Annotated in this window: 15 protein-coding genes and 2 pseudogenes; 5 read left to right on the top strand and 12 right to left on the bottom strand. The window is 69.6% G+C overall.

Features of this window, described 5'->3' with window-relative positions; genetic code table 11:
* Positions 1-74: 74 nt before the first annotated feature.
* The 5 genes from F3T56_RS31260 to F3T56_RS31240 form a co-directional block, all read right to left on the bottom strand.
* The gene (locus F3T56_RS31260; RefSeq protein WP_149828707.1) at positions 75-752 is read right to left on the bottom strand and encodes a SurA N-terminal domain-containing protein; all 678 of its coding nucleotides are present in this window, start codon (positions 750-752) and stop codon (positions 75-77) included.
* 168 nt (positions 753-920) lie between these two features.
* Positions 921-1760, bottom strand: coding sequence for a glycoside hydrolase domain-containing protein (locus F3T56_RS31255; protein ID WP_149828706.1), 840 nt, complete (start codon positions 1758-1760; stop codon positions 921-923).
* 216 nt (positions 1761-1976) lie between these two features.
* Positions 1977-3470 (bottom strand): serine/threonine-protein kinase, encoded by a 1494-nt coding sequence (locus tag F3T56_RS31250; RefSeq protein WP_281291926.1) that lies wholly within the window; start codon positions 3468-3470, stop codon positions 1977-1979.
* A 38-nt stretch (positions 3471-3508) separates the two neighbouring features.
* Entirely contained in the window at positions 3509-4090 is a 582-nt protein-coding gene (locus F3T56_RS31245; protein WP_149828704.1) for a hypothetical protein, read from the bottom strand.
* Positions 4091-4235: 145 nt separating this feature from the next.
* Positions 4236-6263, bottom strand: a complete 2028-nt coding sequence (locus F3T56_RS31240; protein WP_149828703.1) for an N-6 DNA methylase — start codon at positions 6261-6263, stop codon at positions 4236-4238.
* A 210-nt stretch (positions 6264-6473) separates the two neighbouring features.
* Between F3T56_RS31240 and F3T56_RS31235 the strand changes: the two genes are divergently transcribed.
* Positions 6474-6857, top strand: a complete 384-nt coding sequence (locus tag F3T56_RS31235; protein ID WP_149828702.1) for a hypothetical protein — start codon at positions 6474-6476, stop codon at positions 6855-6857.
* Positions 6858-6947: 90 nt separating this feature from the next.
* Positions 6948-7691 carry a hypothetical protein gene (locus F3T56_RS31230; protein WP_149828701.1) on the top strand — a complete coding sequence of 248 codons (744 nt, stop codon included), beginning with the start codon at positions 6948-6950 and terminating at the stop codon, positions 7689-7691.
* 13 nt (positions 7692-7704) lie between these two features.
* On the opposite strand, the gene F3T56_RS31225 is transcribed toward F3T56_RS31230, so the two are convergent.
* A complete protein-coding gene (locus tag F3T56_RS31225) occupies positions 7705-9012 on the bottom strand; it encodes an RNA-guided endonuclease InsQ/TnpB family protein (RefSeq protein WP_149828700.1) in 1308 nt (435 codons plus the stop codon).
* 89 nt (positions 9013-9101) lie between these two features.
* On the opposite strand from F3T56_RS31225, the gene F3T56_RS31220 reads away from it, so the two are divergent.
* Both F3T56_RS31220 and F3T56_RS31215 read left to right on the top strand, forming a co-directional pair.
* Entirely contained in the window at positions 9102-10067 is a 966-nt protein-coding gene (locus tag F3T56_RS31220; protein WP_172639229.1) for a tyrosine-type recombinase/integrase, read from the top strand.
* Positions 10064-10663: a DUF6262 family protein gene (locus F3T56_RS31215; RefSeq protein WP_149828698.1), complete on the top strand. Its 600-nt coding sequence runs from the start codon at positions 10064-10066 to the stop codon at positions 10661-10663. Before F3T56_RS31220 ends, F3T56_RS31215 begins: the two co-directional genes overlap by 4 nt.
* Positions 10664-10717: 54 nt before the next feature.
* Here the strand turns inward: F3T56_RS31215 and F3T56_RS50225 are convergent.
* The 6 genes and pseudogenes from F3T56_RS50225 to F3T56_RS31185 all read right to left on the bottom strand — a co-directional run bounded on the left by F3T56_RS50225 (position 10718) and on the right by F3T56_RS31185 (position 15486).
* Positions 10718-11510: pseudogene (locus F3T56_RS50225) on the bottom strand (MerR family transcriptional regulator).
* Positions 11511-11525: 15 nt separating this feature from the next.
* Positions 11526-12287 carry an ABC transporter permease gene (locus F3T56_RS31205; protein WP_149828697.1) on the bottom strand — a complete coding sequence of 254 codons (762 nt, stop codon included), beginning with the start codon at positions 12285-12287 and terminating at the stop codon, positions 11526-11528.
* A complete protein-coding gene (locus tag F3T56_RS31200) occupies positions 12284-13093 on the bottom strand; it encodes an ABC transporter ATP-binding protein (protein WP_149828696.1) in 810 nt (269 codons plus the stop codon). Before F3T56_RS31200 ends, F3T56_RS31205 begins: the two co-directional genes overlap by 4 nt.
* A 233-nt stretch (positions 13094-13326) precedes the next feature.
* The gene (locus F3T56_RS31195) at positions 13327-14052 is read right to left on the bottom strand and encodes an HNH endonuclease family protein (protein ID WP_149828695.1); all 726 of its coding nucleotides are present in this window, start codon (positions 14050-14052) and stop codon (positions 13327-13329) included.
* Positions 14053-14182: 130 nt separating this feature from the next.
* Positions 14183-14425 (bottom strand): annotated as a pseudogene (locus F3T56_RS31190) (hypothetical protein); the annotation flags it as partial.
* A gap of 197 nt (positions 14426-14622) precedes the next feature.
* Entirely contained in the window at positions 14623-15486 is an 864-nt protein-coding gene (locus F3T56_RS31185; RefSeq protein ID WP_149828732.1) for an SCO6745 family protein, read from the bottom strand.
* A gap of 226 nt (positions 15487-15712) precedes the next feature.
* On the opposite strand from F3T56_RS31185, the gene F3T56_RS31180 reads away from it, so the two are divergent.
* Complete coding sequence (locus F3T56_RS31180; RefSeq protein WP_149828694.1) at positions 15713-16291, top strand: TetR/AcrR family transcriptional regulator; 579 nt, start codon at positions 15713-15715, stop codon at positions 16289-16291.
* The last annotated feature ends 129 nt before the right edge of the window (positions 16292-16420 follow it).

The following is a 16420-nucleotide window of genomic DNA, read 5'->3' as shown; positions in this document are numbered from 1 at the left end:
CGAAGTTATCCACAGGCTGCGGACCGTGAGGCACGTAGGCCCCTGCGGGCAGGGGCCTACCGGCCGGTACTGGGCTACGCCGGCTCCTGCGTCCCGGCCTTCGTGACCTCTTCCACCCAGGGTGTCTTGGCTTCCGCCAGGCCCACGCGACCTTCCTTCTCGACCTCGACGGTCCAGGTGCCGTAGCGGGGGTTGAGGTCGACGCCGAGTTCCTCCGAGGCCTTGGCCATGGCCTGCCAGAAGACGGTGCTGCCGTCCGGGGTGTTGGCGTCGACGCCGAGGGCGGTGGCGAGTCTCTGGACCTCGAGGTCGCTGCGGAGGCTCTCGTCGAGGTGCTCGGGGGCGACATGGTACTGCTGCAGCCAGGTCAGCTCCAGGGCCGGGGCGCCGCCCTCCTCGTCTTCCACCAGGTCGGAGCGGTATTCCTGGACTTCCTTGCGGGTGACCTTCACGCCGGCGTCTTCGAGGGCCTGGTCGAGGACCTTCTCCAGGACCATGCCGTTGAGGGTGTTGCGGGTGAGGGTGCCGGTCTGGGCGACGACCCGCTCGTACTGGGCCTCGTCCGCGCTGGCCGCCCGCAGTGCGGCACGCACGTCGTTCACCCGGTTCTCCAGTTGCGAGACGGTGATCCGCTCACCGCCCACGACGGCCGCCGCGCCCGGGTGCGCGTCGCTTCCGCAGGCGGAGAGGAAGGGGGCCGCGGCGGTGATCGCGGCGGAGAGGAGGAGCGCGGTGCGACGGCGGCGGTGCAAGGAGACCTCCTGAGGAGATTGTGCGACGGTGCACAAGGTCTTGCGGTGATCGATGGTAGGCAGTGGGGCTGCTCTCGGCCAGCCATTCGACCAACGATTCATGCCGACTTCCGGCACCGCCGCACCAGGGCCCTCACCACCTCCGGCCCACGTCGTCGTTTCAGCGGTTCAGCCGACGATCGCCACCGGCGCGTCCCACGCGTTCCGGTCGACGTTGATCGTGTGTCCGCCGCGCGTCTCCCTGCTGTTGACCATGTACTGGTGGGCGCGGTGGTGCCCGGTGTACAGCTTCGGGTCGTACGGCCAGTCGGTGGTCGTCGTGTTGACCTTGTCCCACTTGGCGTACCAGAGGTTGCCCGGCAGGTTGGTGCGGTCGGTGGCGGTGGCGACCGCCTTGGCGCTGGAACTGCTGAAGCCATAGAAACCGGAACGATACTGCTTGGCGCCGAGCGCCTTGTGCCAGGCCCTGATGTAGGTGAGGACGGCGTCGTTGCAGGCGGTGTTCGTGATGTCGTACGCCTCGATGTCCAGGTAGAGCGCGCTGCCCGGCTTCATTCCGAGGGCGGCGGCCTTGGCCACGGCGTCGGCCCCGTCGGCGGCGCCCTGGGAGGCGGCGGTCGACGCTTTGATCACCACGGGGCTTGAACCGGTCTGGCAGGGCGGCTGGGCGCCGACGTAGAGCGGGACGAGCTTCCAGCCGAGCGTGTTGACCGACTTCACCCAGGATGCGGTGAGGTTGGGCTGGGCGCAGCCGCGGTTCTTGCCGCCGATGTAGACGGCCGCCGCGCCGTAGAAGCCGGTCTTCCATGCCTTCATCGCGGACAGGGACGGTGCCGTGCAGGTGTCGAAGGCGCGGCCCGTGTAGCCCTTGGCGGCCGGCCAGGCGGTGGGGGCGGCGAGCGAGTTCTGTGCGGCAAGGCCCGCTCCGGCGAGCACGGCGGCTCCGGCGGCGGTCCAGGCGACGTATCTGCGCTTCTTGGACTGCCGGTGGCTGGACTTGCTGGACATGAGTGACCCCGCCCCTTGATCGCTGTGATGTGCGAACCCTAGGTCCTGTCGTCACATTCCCGTCGTCCGCCCGGAGGGCGGGCCGCGCGCCCGCCGCGGTAGCGGTTGATGTCCGCGTAGGTGCGTGCTCTGGGCGTGCCGGGCGAAGCCGAGAGTGGGGGAGCGTGCATGGCGCCGCTCGGCAGACGGGAATGTGACGACAGGGCCTAGTGGGGGTCAGCCCCGCACCTGCCCCAGCCACTGCAGCGTCCGCCGTACCTCGGCCGCCAGCGGATGGCCGGGGCCCCGCAGGCGCTCCACGTCGAGGAGGAGGCGGCCCAGGGTCTCGTGGGCGGCGCCTCGGTCGCCGAGGGCAAGGAGGAGGTGGCCTATGCGGCGGCGGACGTCGAGCGACAGTTCGGGGTCGCCGCCGACGTACTGGTTCTCGAAGTACGGCAGGAGGGAGCGGTACTCGGCGAGGGCTGCCGCCGGTTCGCCGAGCTGTTCGAGGCACTGGGCGGACTCGTAGCGGAAGCGCAGGGACTGCGGGTCGGCCTGGCCGGCCTCGGTGGCGCGCTCATTGGCGAGGCGGCGCAGCTCGGGCAGGGCGCGGCGGTACTGGCCGTCGTCCATGAGGGTGGCCGCGTACTGCTTGCGCAGGGTGCGGACGACAGGTGAGTGCTCACCGTGCTGCGCGGCGGCGGCCGGGAGGATCGCGCCGAGGATGTCGACGGCCTGGGTGATGCGGCCCTCGCCGAGGAGTCGCTTGACCTCGTCGACGGCGCCCGCGACGTCCGGCTTCTCCACCGCGGGCGTCTGCACGGGCGCGGCGGACGGCTGCGGCGCGGGGATGCGGGCCCGGTCCGGCCAGGGGGCGTGCGGGCGCAGGAAGGGGCGGGTGGGGTCGAGCGGGGAGCCGGTGGGCATGCCGCGCGCGGGGAGCAGCGGGAGGAGATGCTCGTACGTCTCCTGCGCGGAGGACGGGCGGTGCTGCGGGTCCTTGGAGAGCAGCCGCAGGACCAGGGCCTCCAGCGCCTCGGGCACCTCGGGGCGGATACGGCCGACCGGGACCGGCGGCTCGTAGAGGTGGCGGTGCAGAACGCCGAGAGCCGTGGACCCCGTGAACGGAACGTTCCCGCTGAGCAGTTCGTGCATCAGCACACCGAGGGCGTACAGATCGGTGTACGGGCCGACCGCGCCGCCCATGGCCTGCTCGGGGGCCATGTAGGCGGGGCTGCCGATGGGTGAGCCGGTGTGGGTGAGGCGGGTGGTGTCGGTGTCCATCACGGAGGCGACGCCCAGGTCGAGGACGGTGACCGTGCCGTCCTGCTTGACCATGACGTTCCGCGGCTTGAGGTCACGGTGGATGATCGGCACCGCGTGCACGGCGGACAGCACGGCGCACAGCTGGGCGGCGACCGAGACGGTCCACTGCCAGGGGTACGGATCGTGCTCGGCGAGGTGGTCGGCGAGGTCGGCCCCGTCGACGTACTGCATGACGAGGAACAGCTCCTCGCCCTCGCTGCCCGCGTCGTGCACCGTGACCAGGCCAGGGTGGTCGACCTGGGCCGTGACGCGGCACTCGCGCACGAAACGGCGGCGCAGTTCGTCGGCCTCCTGACCCGCGACCTTGTCCGGGCGCAGCAGCTTCACCGCCACGCGCCGGTCGAGACGCTGGTCGTACGCCGTCCACACCTGGCCCATGCCGCCCTGCCCGATGAGCGTGGACAGTTCGTAGCGGCCGGTGATCAGGCGGCCGGTCCCCGGGGTCACCTGTCTCCTTCGTGGTTACGGAGATAGTCACTGAGCTCGTCGAGCTCGGCGCGCACCTGGTCTATTCGAGCGGGCCCGGGGCGCTGCGGCTCCGGCTGCGGTTGAGGCTGCGGCTGGACGGGAGGCTGTGGGACCGGCGAGGTGGGCGCGTAGGGCTGCGGGGCGGGGGCCGGCGGGTAGCCGTACGCCGTTGTGGGAATCGTCGGGTGCTGGGGCGATATGTAGCCTGCGAACCTGGGCTGTTGGTAGTGGCGGATGTCCGCGTACAGGTAATGGCCGGCGGAGGCACAGGCGTTCAGCAGCAGGATGATCATGCCCGCGTTGCCGGCCGGGGTACTCAGGTCGTCCGTATGGTCGGTGCTGATCAGCCCCACGCTGATGCCCAACATCACGAGCGACCCGATGAGGGCCGTCCAGTCGCGCGCCTTGCGGGTCACGATGGCGGCCACGAGAGGCGCGATCCAGGCGAGGAAGCCGATGCTCAGCAAGGCCACCATCACGATGAACACGCGCAGCACGACCAGCGCCCCGGTCGAGGGTTGCCTCGGCGGTGGTGGCGTGTAGCCGTGGCCATGCATGGCTGCTCCTGAGTGCCTGGTGAAGACAGTCGTATGAGTGACGTTCAGAGGGTATAGGCCGAGGCCGACATGCGGTCCAGGGTTGTGGACAACCGTTGCGTCGCTGGTCACGTCGCCCACGGCGGAACGGTTCCGTCCAGCTGGTTCAGCCCGGGGCGACCGTGCCGTCGGTCAGCCCGTCGTGCATGCCGCGCACGAGTTGTTCGCCGAGGCGGCCCGCCTGGCGGAGGGCGGCCTCGAAGACGGCGAGGGCGCGGAACCGTTCGCCGTAGCGACGCTGCTGATCCAGGGGCAGCCGGGGCAGTTGGAGGCGGCGTACGTCGAGGCGGGTGGCGGTGGAGGCGTAGCTGCTGGCCTGGCGGCTGTTGGCGGTGCCGCGCAGGAAACCGGCGACGAACCACGCGTCGAGCGCGGCCGGATCGGGACGCAGGAGCGCGAGGTTGCGGCCGAGGGCGGCGCCCGCCGTCTCGTCGTCGATCACCCGCGCGACACCACCGCCGCCGAGCACGGGCACGACGACGTCACCCAACTCCACGAGTACGGCAGCCTCGCCGGTCTCGGGCAGAGTCCCCGAAGGCTCCGTTCCGGCGATGACGTCGTGATCGGTGAGCACGCGCGCGTGCGGACCGTTTCCACCCGTACGCAGCAACAGGGCGCCCCCACGCGCGAGTTCACCGACCGTGGTCAGCGGCCACCGCGCGGGCTGCGCCTCGTCGGCGACGGGGGGCGTGAGGTCGGCGGTCAGCCGGAGGGTCTCACCGAGGCGTTCACGTACGGCGGTGAGCTCCTCGGCGCCGCCGCCCGCGGCCGGGGGCGGCAGATGCCGGGCGGGAGCGAGATCCACGTCGTCGTCGAGCAGTTCGATGACCGGCATCGAACGGCTCAGCCCCGGCCGCTCCTCGACCTCGCCCGCCCGGTCGAAGGGCCGCCAGGCGTCGAGCACCGCGCCGCGCACGGCCGCCCAGTCGACCGCACCCCTGCCCTCGGCCCCGAGCCGCCCCGTGTCCACCAGCAACAACTCGGGCCGCACCGGGGCCTTGCCGGGCCGGCGCAGCACCCACAGGTGCAGCGGGATGCTGTACGGGGGTGCCGCGCCGACCGGCAGGGCGATCACCGCGCGCAGGGCGCCGCGGCGCAGCAGGTCGGCGCGGATACGGCGCCCCGAGCGACGGCTCGCGGCGGCCGGCGGCATCAGCAGCACGGCGGTGCCGCCGTCCTCCAGGCGGGCCAGCGCGTGCTGCACCCAGGCGAGTTCGGATTCCGTACGGGCCGGGAAGCCGTACTCCCAGCGCGGGTCGTAGGCGAGTTCGTCATGGCCCCAGTTGCGCTCGTTGAACGGCGGGTGGCACAGCACGGCCTCGGCCCTGACGTGCTCGTAGGCGTCCGCGCGGAGGCTGTCGCCGGGGGCGGTGCGGATGGTGCTCTTGGTGCGCAGGGCGAGGCGGAGCGCGGTGAGGGCGGCCAGTTCGGGGGCGCTGTCCTGGCCGAACAGCTCCTGGCCGGACGGGGCGGCGACGGCACGCAGAAGGGCGCCGGTGCCGCAGGCCGGGTCGAGCACCGAGCGTGCGGGGCCGGCGAGTTCCGCCATCAGCTCGGCCAGCTCGCCCGGAGTGAGCGTGTACTGGCGCGGGTTGGCGTCGAGGTGCCGGGCCAGCAGGAACTCGAAGGTCTGCCGCGCGCCCAGGTCGGCCGCGAGCTCGGTGGCGGCGCGCAGCAGCGGGATCGAGGGCAGGAACTCGGCGGGCGTCGGGTGGGGCACCGCGGGCTCGCGGACCAGGCCGAAGCGCGGGGTGAGGACGTGCCAGAGCGGGTCGGGCAGGAGCTTGGCCAGCTGCTCGTCGCCGGGACAGGCGCTCAACTCCAGCCAGGCCAGGGGCCGGTCGTGCAGATACAGCAGGGCGCAGCCCGCGTGGACCAGTGCCGTGACGGGGCCGTCGGGGTGGCCGGTGACCTGCTGCCAGACGCGCTCCTTGAGGGGCACCTCGGCGAGCTTGCCCTGTTTGCGCAGCCACCCCTCGACCTCGGTGAGCGCGAAGGACGGGCTGGTCTCCGTGCCGCCGACCGGTTTGGGGAAGTCGGCGTGCCTGCGGCGCCAATTGCTGACGGCGGCGCGGCCGACGCCCGCGAGCCGCGCGATCTCCGCGGCGGTGACCTCTGTCCCGTTGCCTTGCACGCGCCCGACTCCCCTCGTTCCGCTCTGTGACGTCGAGCATACCGACGTACGCAAGATCTACCCCTTCACATCGTGTACACACCCAACCTTGTGAATCATGTTGACTCGGTTCACAAGCTCTGCTGTGATTGACCCATGGAACGGCGAGCCCGCCCGATCCGGGTGGTCACACCTCGTCGTGCGGTCACATACCAGGGGAGGAGCACGGCCATGCGGATGAAAGCCCAGCTCGCGCTGAACGCGGCGGTCGGTCTCCTCGTCATCGGCGTGGTCTCGGCGAACGCCGGGAGCGGTGACACTGCCGTGTACGGCACTGGCTACGCGAACCGCTTCAAGGCCTTTGTGAACAGTCACGGCACCTCCGCCGAGAGAGCCGCCGTCTCCCATGTCACCGAGGTTCACAGACCCGCCCCGTCGGCGGGCGACATCGACTCCACCGACATCCACACCGACTTCACCGGCGGCCCACGGGGCGGCGGCACAGGCCCCGCCCGACTGATCGCCACCGTCTTCGCCGACTGGAAGCACGACGAGCGAGGCCGCGTCACGGTCTACGACTCGGCGGGCGAAGTACTCGGCACCCGGACGTACTGACGCCCTGCGCATCCGCGTCGGCACCGCTCATTTTCTCGCTTCCCACCGCACAGCTCACCGCTCATTTCACGAATCCCAGGGGGTACTCCCATGCGTCGCACCGCACTCGCCGCTGTCTGCCTCGCCGCCGCGGCCACCGTCTCCGTCACCGGCTGCCTGCCCGGCAGCGAAGCCAAGGAAGACGCGGCGAAGGTCCCGTTCGCCGGGCTGACCGGCGGCGAGATCGCCGACAAGGCCGTGAAGGCCACCACGGGCGCGGACTCGCTCCGGATGAAGGGCGAGATCACGGACGAGACCGCCGGCGGCACGGTCCAACTCGACATGGCGATGAACAAGAAGGGCGACTGCGCCGGCACCATGAGCATGGGCGGCGAGGGCCAGGCCGAGCTGATCAAGGTCGGCGACACGATCTACATGAAGTACGACGAGGCCTTCCTGCGCGCCCAGTCCAAGGACTCCTCCAAGGAAGAGGCCGACATGGTCGTCGAGATGCTCGCCGACAAGTGGACCAAGACGTCCGCGACCGCCGAGGACTCCGAGGACATCGCCAGCTTCTGCGACCTCGACGAAACGCTCTCCGAGTTCGAGGACACGAACTCCGACGCCGAGCGCGGCAAGACCACCGCCTTCGACGGCACCCCCGCGATCACCCTCAACGAGGGTGACGGCAAGGACCGTTACACCCTGTACGTGGCGACCGAGGGCAAGCCGTACCTCCTCCGCGTCGTCAGCAAGTCCGCCAAGGAGCCCGGCGAGCTCACCTTCACCGACTACAACAAGCCGGTCCCGGCCGAGGCCCCCAAGGGCAACGTGATCGACCTGGACGAGGATTGACATCCTCCCCCTCTTAAAAGAGGGGGATTCCAACCTGGTCGGGTTGAGGTTCACGGGCGCTCGAACTGCCGGTGGCCGTTGTCACCCCTCCGGCACCGGCTGTTCGCCGGGGGCGGGGGATCCCGCCCTGTCCTGCCGCGACGTTGGTTGCCGCGTTGGTGTCCGCGTTGCAGGTGAAGCCGCAGGACACGCAGGCGAAGTCAGCTTGGCTCTTGCGTGACTTCTTCTCGATCCATCCGCAGGCGCTGCACCGCAGACTGGTGTAAGGGGCGGGGACATCTTCGACCCGGCCCGGGGCCTTGTGCTCGGTGCGCTGCCGGAGCAGGCCCCAGCCCTGGGCGAGGATCGACCGGTTCAGACCCGCTTTCTGCGCCACGTTCCTGCCGGGCTGCTCCACAGTTCCCTTCGCAGAGCGGGTCATGTTCTTGATGTTCAGCTTCTCGAACCGGACCAGGTCGTAGGAGCGGGCGAGCATGGTGCTGGACTTCTCACACCAGTCCTTGCGCCGGTTCACCTCCCGGGCCTTGAGCCTGGCGGCCTTCGCGTACTCGGCCGCCTTCTCGGGGCTGCCTTTCTTCGCCCGGGCCGCCCGCCGCTGGTGCTTTCGGATCCGGGCGCGTTCCTTGACGGTGAGCTGCGGGCAGTTCAGCTTCCGGCCGTCCGACAGGGCAGCGGTGATCGTGACACCCCGATCGATGCCGATCGCCTCCCCTGTACCGGGCGCCGGGGTCGGCTCAGGGATGACCGCGAACGCAATGTGCCACTGCCCGTTGCGGAAGGTGACCCGGAACGTCTTCGCGTCGGGCAGCTTCACGCCCTTGCCCTTGCCCTTGGCGCTGAGGCGGAACCGGACCCAGCCGCAGCCGGGCACCTTGACCTGAGCCCACCTGCGGTTGAGCCTGTGCACGACCACCGACCGGCCCATGACCTGCTTGCCGGTCTTCGCGTTCAGCTTCGGCGACCCGTCTGCGTTGCACTCCGGTACGCGGTCGGTGCCGATGACCCTGAAGCCCTCATGCCGGAACTTCTTGCGCCAGGTCGGCTCACCGAACCCGGACGTGAAGCGGGCGTTCTTGGCCTTGGCGAAGTCCTTCAGTGCCTGCTGCTGCACGTCCGCGTTCCCGGAGCCCAGCCATTCGTTTTCCCGCCGGGCCTCGGTGAGCTGACGGCACTGCTCCGCGAAACCGGGCGCGCTCTTACGCCACCGGCGCCAGTGTGAGTGCTGCTCGACAGCGAGATTCCAGACGTACCGGGCGTGCGCGCAGTGCGTGAGCATCTGCTCAGCCTGCGCGGGCGTCGGATACATCCGGAAACGTGACATGCCACGAACCTAGCCACCCCGTTCCCCTCCCGCGCACACCTTCGATCAACATCACCCGTGAGAGTGACCGCGGCCGCCGCCCCGGCGAGGTGACCAGCCTGCACCGCGAATGCCTTGAGCGGGTCGACGGCAAGCCCACCCTCCTCTACGACAACCACAAACGCCGCCGTCACGGACCTAGGATCGCCGTCTCCGAGAGCACGGCCCAGGCCATCGAGGCACGGCAGAAGGAACTCGACCAGCTGCCGGCCGTACCCGCCTGCGAGCAGTGGCTGTTCCCCTCGCCGGGACAGCGCAACCGTCCACGTCGCAGTCATCTGACCACCGCACAGTTCTGCAACAGGATCTTCCGCGACTGGGTGGACGAGCTGATCCCGGACCTTGTGGACGACCGCCTGGACGACAACGGCGAACCGCTCGCTTACGACCGCACGCAGGTCGTCCCCTACGGATTCCGCCACGCGTACGCCCAGCGTCATGCTGACGCCGGAACCCGTCCCGACGTCCTCCGCGAGCTCATGGACCACCGGTCCCTGGACGTCACCATGGGCTACTACAAGGTCTCCCTGACCAGGAAACAAGAGGCGGTCAAAACGGTGGCGAGACTCGCCGTCGACCGGCATGGCGCTCCACGCGGTTTCGAGGACGCCCTGGCCTACGAGGTCGAGAGCGTCGGGGTCCCCTACGGAGGCTGCACCGAGCCGAGCAACGTCACGGCCGGCGGCGGACACTGCCGCATCCGCTTCCAGTGCGCCGGCTGCGACTTCTACCGACCCGACCCCTCCTACCTCCCCGCCCTGGAACAGCAGATCGCGGACCTACGGGCCGACAAGGAGTCCGCCCTGGCCATGGACGCCGCCGACTGGGTCGTACGCAATCTCGACGACCAGATCCGCGCCTACTCGAAGTCGGCTGACGAGATGCGGCGGAAACTCGAGGACATGCCGCCGGAGGAACGGGCTGCGGTCGAGTCGGCGTCACGCGAACTGCGCAAGGCCCGCTCCGCCGCAGCGTTCTTCCCCCTCCAGGCGCTGCACACGCGGAGCCCTGAGTGAAGCCGACCATCCCGGCCAGCGGCAACGGCCGGGACGCACGTATCGAGCGCTTGCATGCCAGTCGCACCCGTGACAGCGAAGCCAAGACGGCACGCGCGCTGGAAGCGGTGAGCGATTTGCTCAACTCCGGGCGCCGGATCAGCGTCGCCCAGATCGCCCGCGAGGCATCGGTCTCTACCTGGTTCATTTACAACCAGCCCAAGGTGCACGACGCCGTCCGGGCCGGTATGACCACCCAGCGCGAGCAGGGCCTGCGAGGGCGTCCCGCGCCAGGCAAGCAGCAGGCATCACCTGCTGCCTTGCAGACGGAGCTCGCTCTGGCACGAGAGGAGATCAAGGACCTCAAGCGGGAACGGGACCGGCTCCGAGAGCGCGTCCGCCTGTCGCTGGGAGCCGAGATCGAAGAGGTCGACCGCAACCGCCTGGTGGAACGCATCCAGCAACTGGAGGGCGAGAACGCCGACTTGAGAAACCAACTACCCGAAGCTCAGGATCAGGTGAACTCTCTGAAGGGACGACTACAGGAAGCCGAGGATGAACTCGTCGCCGCCAGAGCCGGGCTCCGACGCGCCATGCGATCGCTGCCCCCGCGGTGAACATGCACATCTGAAATAGCTGGCCAGGGGTCTGGCATGGTGCCTGCTTTGCCTTCAAGATGACGGCGGCTCAGTGTTGAACCTATCGGCAGGCACTCGCTCGATGCGGGTCCAGCCCCTCCAGCCACGCTCCTTCAGAATCGCCAACACCAGTTCGGCGCCCGGTGCGGACTCCAGCATGGTTGAGTCCATCAGGGCGACGAACTGATCGTCGAAGCCATCGGCCCCCACCTCGCCGGCCTCCACAGCGCGAATCATCAGACGCTCCAGGATGTCGGCGACCTCGACGATCCGTGGATCGCCGGCCCGCCAGTCGGGCTCCCCGGTGAAGAAGCTGTAGAGCCTCACCATGTCGGGGTCGTCCAGCTCGTCGTGCTTCTTGGCGATCACGGAGTCGATCAGGTCCGCCCACCTGCGCGGCGATCATGATCCAGGCATCCCGCTCCAGCTCGATATACCGCTCCCCGACGCCGAGACCGCGCAGCCGGTCGAGGTAGTCCACGACGCTCTGCGGGAGCGCCAGGTGCTCTCCGGCGGCGAGCCGGGCGAGCCGACTGCGGGTGTCCTGTAGCCGCCGGATCTCGGCGCGCAGATGCTTGTCGATCTCCTGGACGCCGCCGGCGAACTCCTCCGGGCCGGCGTCAAGGAGTTCCTGCACCCTGGCCAGCGGCACGCCGGCATCGGCCAGGGTGCGGATCCGGATCAGTCGCACGACCGAGGCGGCATCGTAGGTCCGGTACCCCGACCGGTCGCGCTCGGGCTCGGCCAGCAGCCCGATCTTGTGGTAGTGGCGTACCGCCCGTACCGTCACCCCGGCGTACGCCGCCAGCTGGCTGATGGTGAGCACGGGTCTCAGCCTGCCTCAGGCGATCTTCCGGCGATAGGCGGTCATCGCGAAGACGTACGCCACGACGAGGATGCCCACACACCACGCGAGCGCGATCCAGATGTCGTCGCCGACCGGCCGCCCTGTGAACAGAGCACGGATCGTGTTGACGATCGACGTCACCGGCTGATGCTCGGCGAACCAGCGCACCGGGCCGGGCATCGTCTTTGTGGGCACGAACGCCGAGCTGACGAACGGCAGGAAGATGAGCGGGTAGGCGAACGCGCCCGCTCCCTCGACCGACGACGCGGAGAGTCCGGGGATCATGGCGAGCCAGGTCAGCGCCAGGGTGAACAAGAGCAAGATGCCGACGACCGCGAGCCATGCCGACACTCCTGCCCCCGAGCGGAAGCCCATGAGCACAGCGACGCCCACGACGAGCACGAGCGCGATCAGGTTGGCGACCAGAGAGGTGACGACATGCGCCCACAGCACACCCGACCGCGCGATCGGCATGGACTGGAATCGCTCGAAGATCCCGCTCTTCACATCGGTGAACAGCCGGTACGCGGTATAGGAGATGCCCGATGCGATGGTCATGAGCAGGATGCCGGGCAGCATGTAGTTCACGTACGAAACCGACCCGGTATCAATGGCGCCTCCGAACACGTAGACGAACATCAGCATCATGGCGACCGGCGTGATGACGGTCGTGATGATGGTGTCCATGCTGCGTGTGACATGGCGCAGGGTCCGCCCCGTCAGCGCGGCAGCGTCGCTGAAGAAGTACGCGGTCATCCTTGTCCCCCGGTTGTCGTGCCAGTGGCGTCGCTCTTTTCGCCGCCGCCGATGACCGAAAGGAAGATCTCCTCCAGAGTCGGCTGCTTCTCGACGTACTCGACCTTGGCGGGCGGGAAGAGCTGCTTGAGCTCGGCAAGGGTGCCGTTCACGATGATCCGACCCTGGTGGAGGATCGCAATCCGGTCGGCCAGTTGCTCGGCCTGGTCCAGGTACTGCGTGGTGAGCAGCACCGTCGTGCCGTACTCGGCGAGCTCCTTGACCGCATCCCACACCTCGATGCGCGCCTCGGGGTCGAGTCCGGCCGTCGGCTCGTCCAGGAAGATCACCGGCGAATTCCCGATGAGACTCATCGCGATGTCCAGCCGGCGGCGCATCCCACCCGAATACGTGGACACTCGCCGCGCGCCCGCCTCGCTCAGCGAAAAGCGCCTCAGCAGGTCATCCGCGATCGCGCCCGGGTCCTTGAGGTGGCGCAGCCTGGCGACGAGGGCGAGGTTCTCCCGACCGCTGAGGATCTCGTCGACAGCCGCGAACTGTCCGGTGAGACTGATGGACTCCCGTACCTCCGCCGGTTGCGTGGCAACGTCGAAGCCATGGACGCTCGCCGTCCCCGCGTCGGCCTTCAGGAGCGTGGCGAGGATCCTCACGGTCGTGGTCTTGCCCGCCCCGTTGGAGCCGAGCAGGGCGAAGATGCTGCCCCGCGCCACGTCGAAGTCCACACCGCGCAGCACTTCGAGCTTCCCGTACGACTTCTCCAGACCCCGCACGCGCATCGCCGGACCGGCGATCGTTTGGGCCGTCATGGTCATCTGCCTCCTTTGCGGAGCTGTTCCACGCGTCTGCGTGGACACCCCTGCCGGAATGATGGGGGGTTGACCCAGCGTCAAGGTCAAGCCGGCTCCGACGGCGGCATCCACCTCCTGCGCGCCGTGCTTGTTCTGACGGACCCGAAGCCAACCGCTGGCAAAGGATCTACTCCTCAGGCCGCCGTCCACGACCAGCGCGGGCACCCCGGAAGACCATCACAGCCGCCCTCTCAACCGCCGCACTGCCGCAGCATCATCTGTTTGTCCGCGGCCGTCACCGGCATCTCGTACTTGATGGCGACCTGGGCGAAGCGGACCGCGTACGCGCAGCGGATCGGCTTGCTCGGCGGGAGCCAGGAGGCGGGGCCGGAATCGCCCTTGGCTGAATTGGCCCGCCCCTGGACGGGAATCAAATTGAGCACGTCGTTCGCGAGCTGCTTCCGCTTGGCCTCCGGCCAGCGCGAGGAACCCATCTGCCAGCTGTAGGACAACGGCACCACGTGGTCTATCTGCACTTCGGTGGCCTTTTGCTTGCGCCACTCGATGATCGTTCCGGTGTACGGGTCGTCCAGGGTCATAGCGATGACCACGCAGTCGGAGCCGGCTCGGAAACGAAGGTTCTGACCATCACGACGAATAAGATCATTTCGAGTGTCGCACCCGTTCCTCGCGAGCGGCACCCCATCGGCCGTGTCCATCCACGCGTAGCCGAACTCGTCGCGGTCATAGCCCGTCTTCGGCCCCCGCCCCTTCGTGGAGAGCTCCTCGATGAGCTTGCGGGCCGCGGCCTTGTCCGCATCCGTCGTCAGGGGCGCGAGCCCCGGCTTCGTACCGTCTGGGTTCTTGAGCGGACTGACCGCCCGCCCGTCCGACGCAGTCGGCCCGGAGCCCGTGGAGGAGTCGTCTTCGCCGAGACGCTCGCATCCCGAGACGAGCAGAACGACAGCTGCCAACATCGTCGCCGCACGGAAGAAGCGAGCGTTCCCAACAGCCCTGTGCCTCACGTCCCTCTCAGTAAGCACAGCTCACGACTCCCGGCTTGAGCTGCACAAATATCTCGGTCACCCGGCGAATCATAGAGATAACGCGGGTGCCGCACTTGTTGGAGTCCGTGTCGGCCCAGGGGCTGCCGAACCTGTCCCGGTCGTAACCGGTCTTGGGCGCCCGTCCCTTGACCGGCAACGCCTCCGCGGCGGCGAGGACCGCGCCTCCCCCGCCGGAACTCCCCTCCGGGCCCGACGACCCCTCCGTGTCCAGTTCGCAGCCGCTGACCGCGGTCAGTAGCAGCGCTGCGGCGGCCACGGCGACCCCACCCCTCAGACGCACCACGCGACACCCCTCCCCATTGCCCGTGCTCTCGCCCGGCCTTGTCCGTCCGGTCTTGCCCCGTCCGGCCTGTCTTCCCTGCCCATCACCGTAGCGGCCGCCGGGAGGAGCGAACCGGGCACCTCGACCGGCAGTGGGTGCACGCCCGGCGTGTACCGCCGTCGCTCACAGCTTCCCGGCACAGCTTCGTGGTCGAAGGTTCACACCTTGCCTATTCCCAGCGTCGTCTCCGACGGCAGCAGGCCCGAACCGATCACGGCGACCCAGAACTCGCCCAGCAGGTCGGCGAGCCGGGCGGTGTCGGCCGGGCCGAGGAACTGCCAGGGCTCGGCGGCCAGTTGGTCGGTGTGCCGCTCGACCTGTCGGCGCAAGCTCCGGCCGGCTTGCGTAGCCGAACCGCCACCTCCCTTCCCGTCCCCGTGCGCGTCCGCGGTGACCAGGCCCCGTGCCGTGAGGCGGGCGCGGGCCGCTGTCCATTCCTCCTGGCTCCAGCCCCGGCTCTCGAAGCGTTCCACCGACGCCGCGCCTATCGCGGCGAAGGAGACCAGGGACTCGACGGGGTCGAGGTCCGCGATCAGGAGGGCCGCGAGGTGGCCGTCGCCCCGGTGTTCGCGCAGCAGGGTCGCCGCGCGCCAGAGCTGGAGGTGGGCGGGCTCGGGCCAGGGCAGTTCGGCGTTGGCCGCGACCAGGGGGCGCCCGGCCGTGTTCGCGGACTCCGCGGCGCGGCGGGCGAGTGCGGCGGCCTCGGTGAGCTCGGGGCTGTTCACCCGGTCGCCGAATATCGCTCGGTAGGCCCGGTCGATCGCCCGGTCCCGTGCCGCCAGCACGGCCTCCGGGCTCGCTGTCTTCCAGGCCGGCTCGATGTGCTCGGCGACCATGCGGGGGCTGAAGCTGAAGAAGGCCGAGGTCACCCGCTCGCTCCCGGCCGCCCCCAACGGCGCCGCCCGGTACGGGAAGTAACTCGGCCACCGCTCCTCCACGCCGTACCCGAGCGCGGCCGCCTCCTCGAACGCCTCCGGCGCGTAGTAGAGGACGGCGTGCAGTGGCTCCAGGAGGTGCCACATACGGCGGACCTCGGGCAGCGCTACGCCCGCACCCTCGCCCGCACTTCCCTCTACACCTTCACCGCCCACCGCCGAACCGCCTCCGGCGACGTTGACGTTCTCGGACATGACGCATCCCCCTGCCGCTTCCCTCAGCCATCTCGACCAAGCCGGAACTTGCCAATGGCTAGATTGCCTCAGCCGCCCCCAACTTGTCAATGGCTAGTTTCGGCGTACTCTGTTGCCCATGCCCGAGAACAGCACCGGCGAACGCCCCTACCACCACGGCGACCTGCGTCGCGCGATCCTCCGCGCCGCGCTCGACGCCATCGCCACGGACGGCCCGTCGGCGCTGAGCCTCCGGGACCTCGCCCGCCGCGCGGGCGTCTCGCACGCGGCACCGGCCCACCACTTCAAGGACCGCACAGGACTGCTCACGGCGATCGCGGCGGAGGGACACGGACTGCTGGCGGCCGCGCTCGCGGAGGCCGAGGGCCTGCCGGACGCGGGCGTGCGCTACGTCCGCTTCGCACGCGAGCACCCGGCGCACTTCCAGGTGATGTTCCGGCCGGAACTGCTCCGCGAGGGCGACCTCGAACTGACCACCGCCCGCGCCCTGTCGAGCGAGCAGCTGCGCATGGCCGTCACCACGGCCCGCCCGGAGGCCGCCGGCACCGACCCCCGGCTGGCCGGCATCGCCGCCTGGTCCTTCTCCCACGGCTTCGCCACGCTGCTGCTCAGCCGCAACCTGGACGGAGTCGTCGGCGACCAGGACCCGGAGGAGGTCTTCCGCACGGCGACGGAGCTCCTGTTCCCCTCCGCCTGACCGAGCCTCCGCCTGACCAGCCTCCGCACCGTTCTGATCACCGGCGCCGGAACCGGCCCAGGCCGTGGCCGTGGCCGTGCCACCGTCCGCGCGTTCGCCCCCGAGGGAGTGTGTCGTGGCCGTCGGCCG

Origin of the sequence: Streptomyces tailanensis (assembly GCF_008386495.1) — a bacterium.
GTDB lineage: Bacteria > Actinomycetota > Actinomycetes > Streptomycetales > Streptomycetaceae > Streptomyces > Streptomyces tailanensis.
Note: the sequence above shows the minus strand (reverse complement) of the source record. Positions and strands in the feature narration are given on the sequence as shown.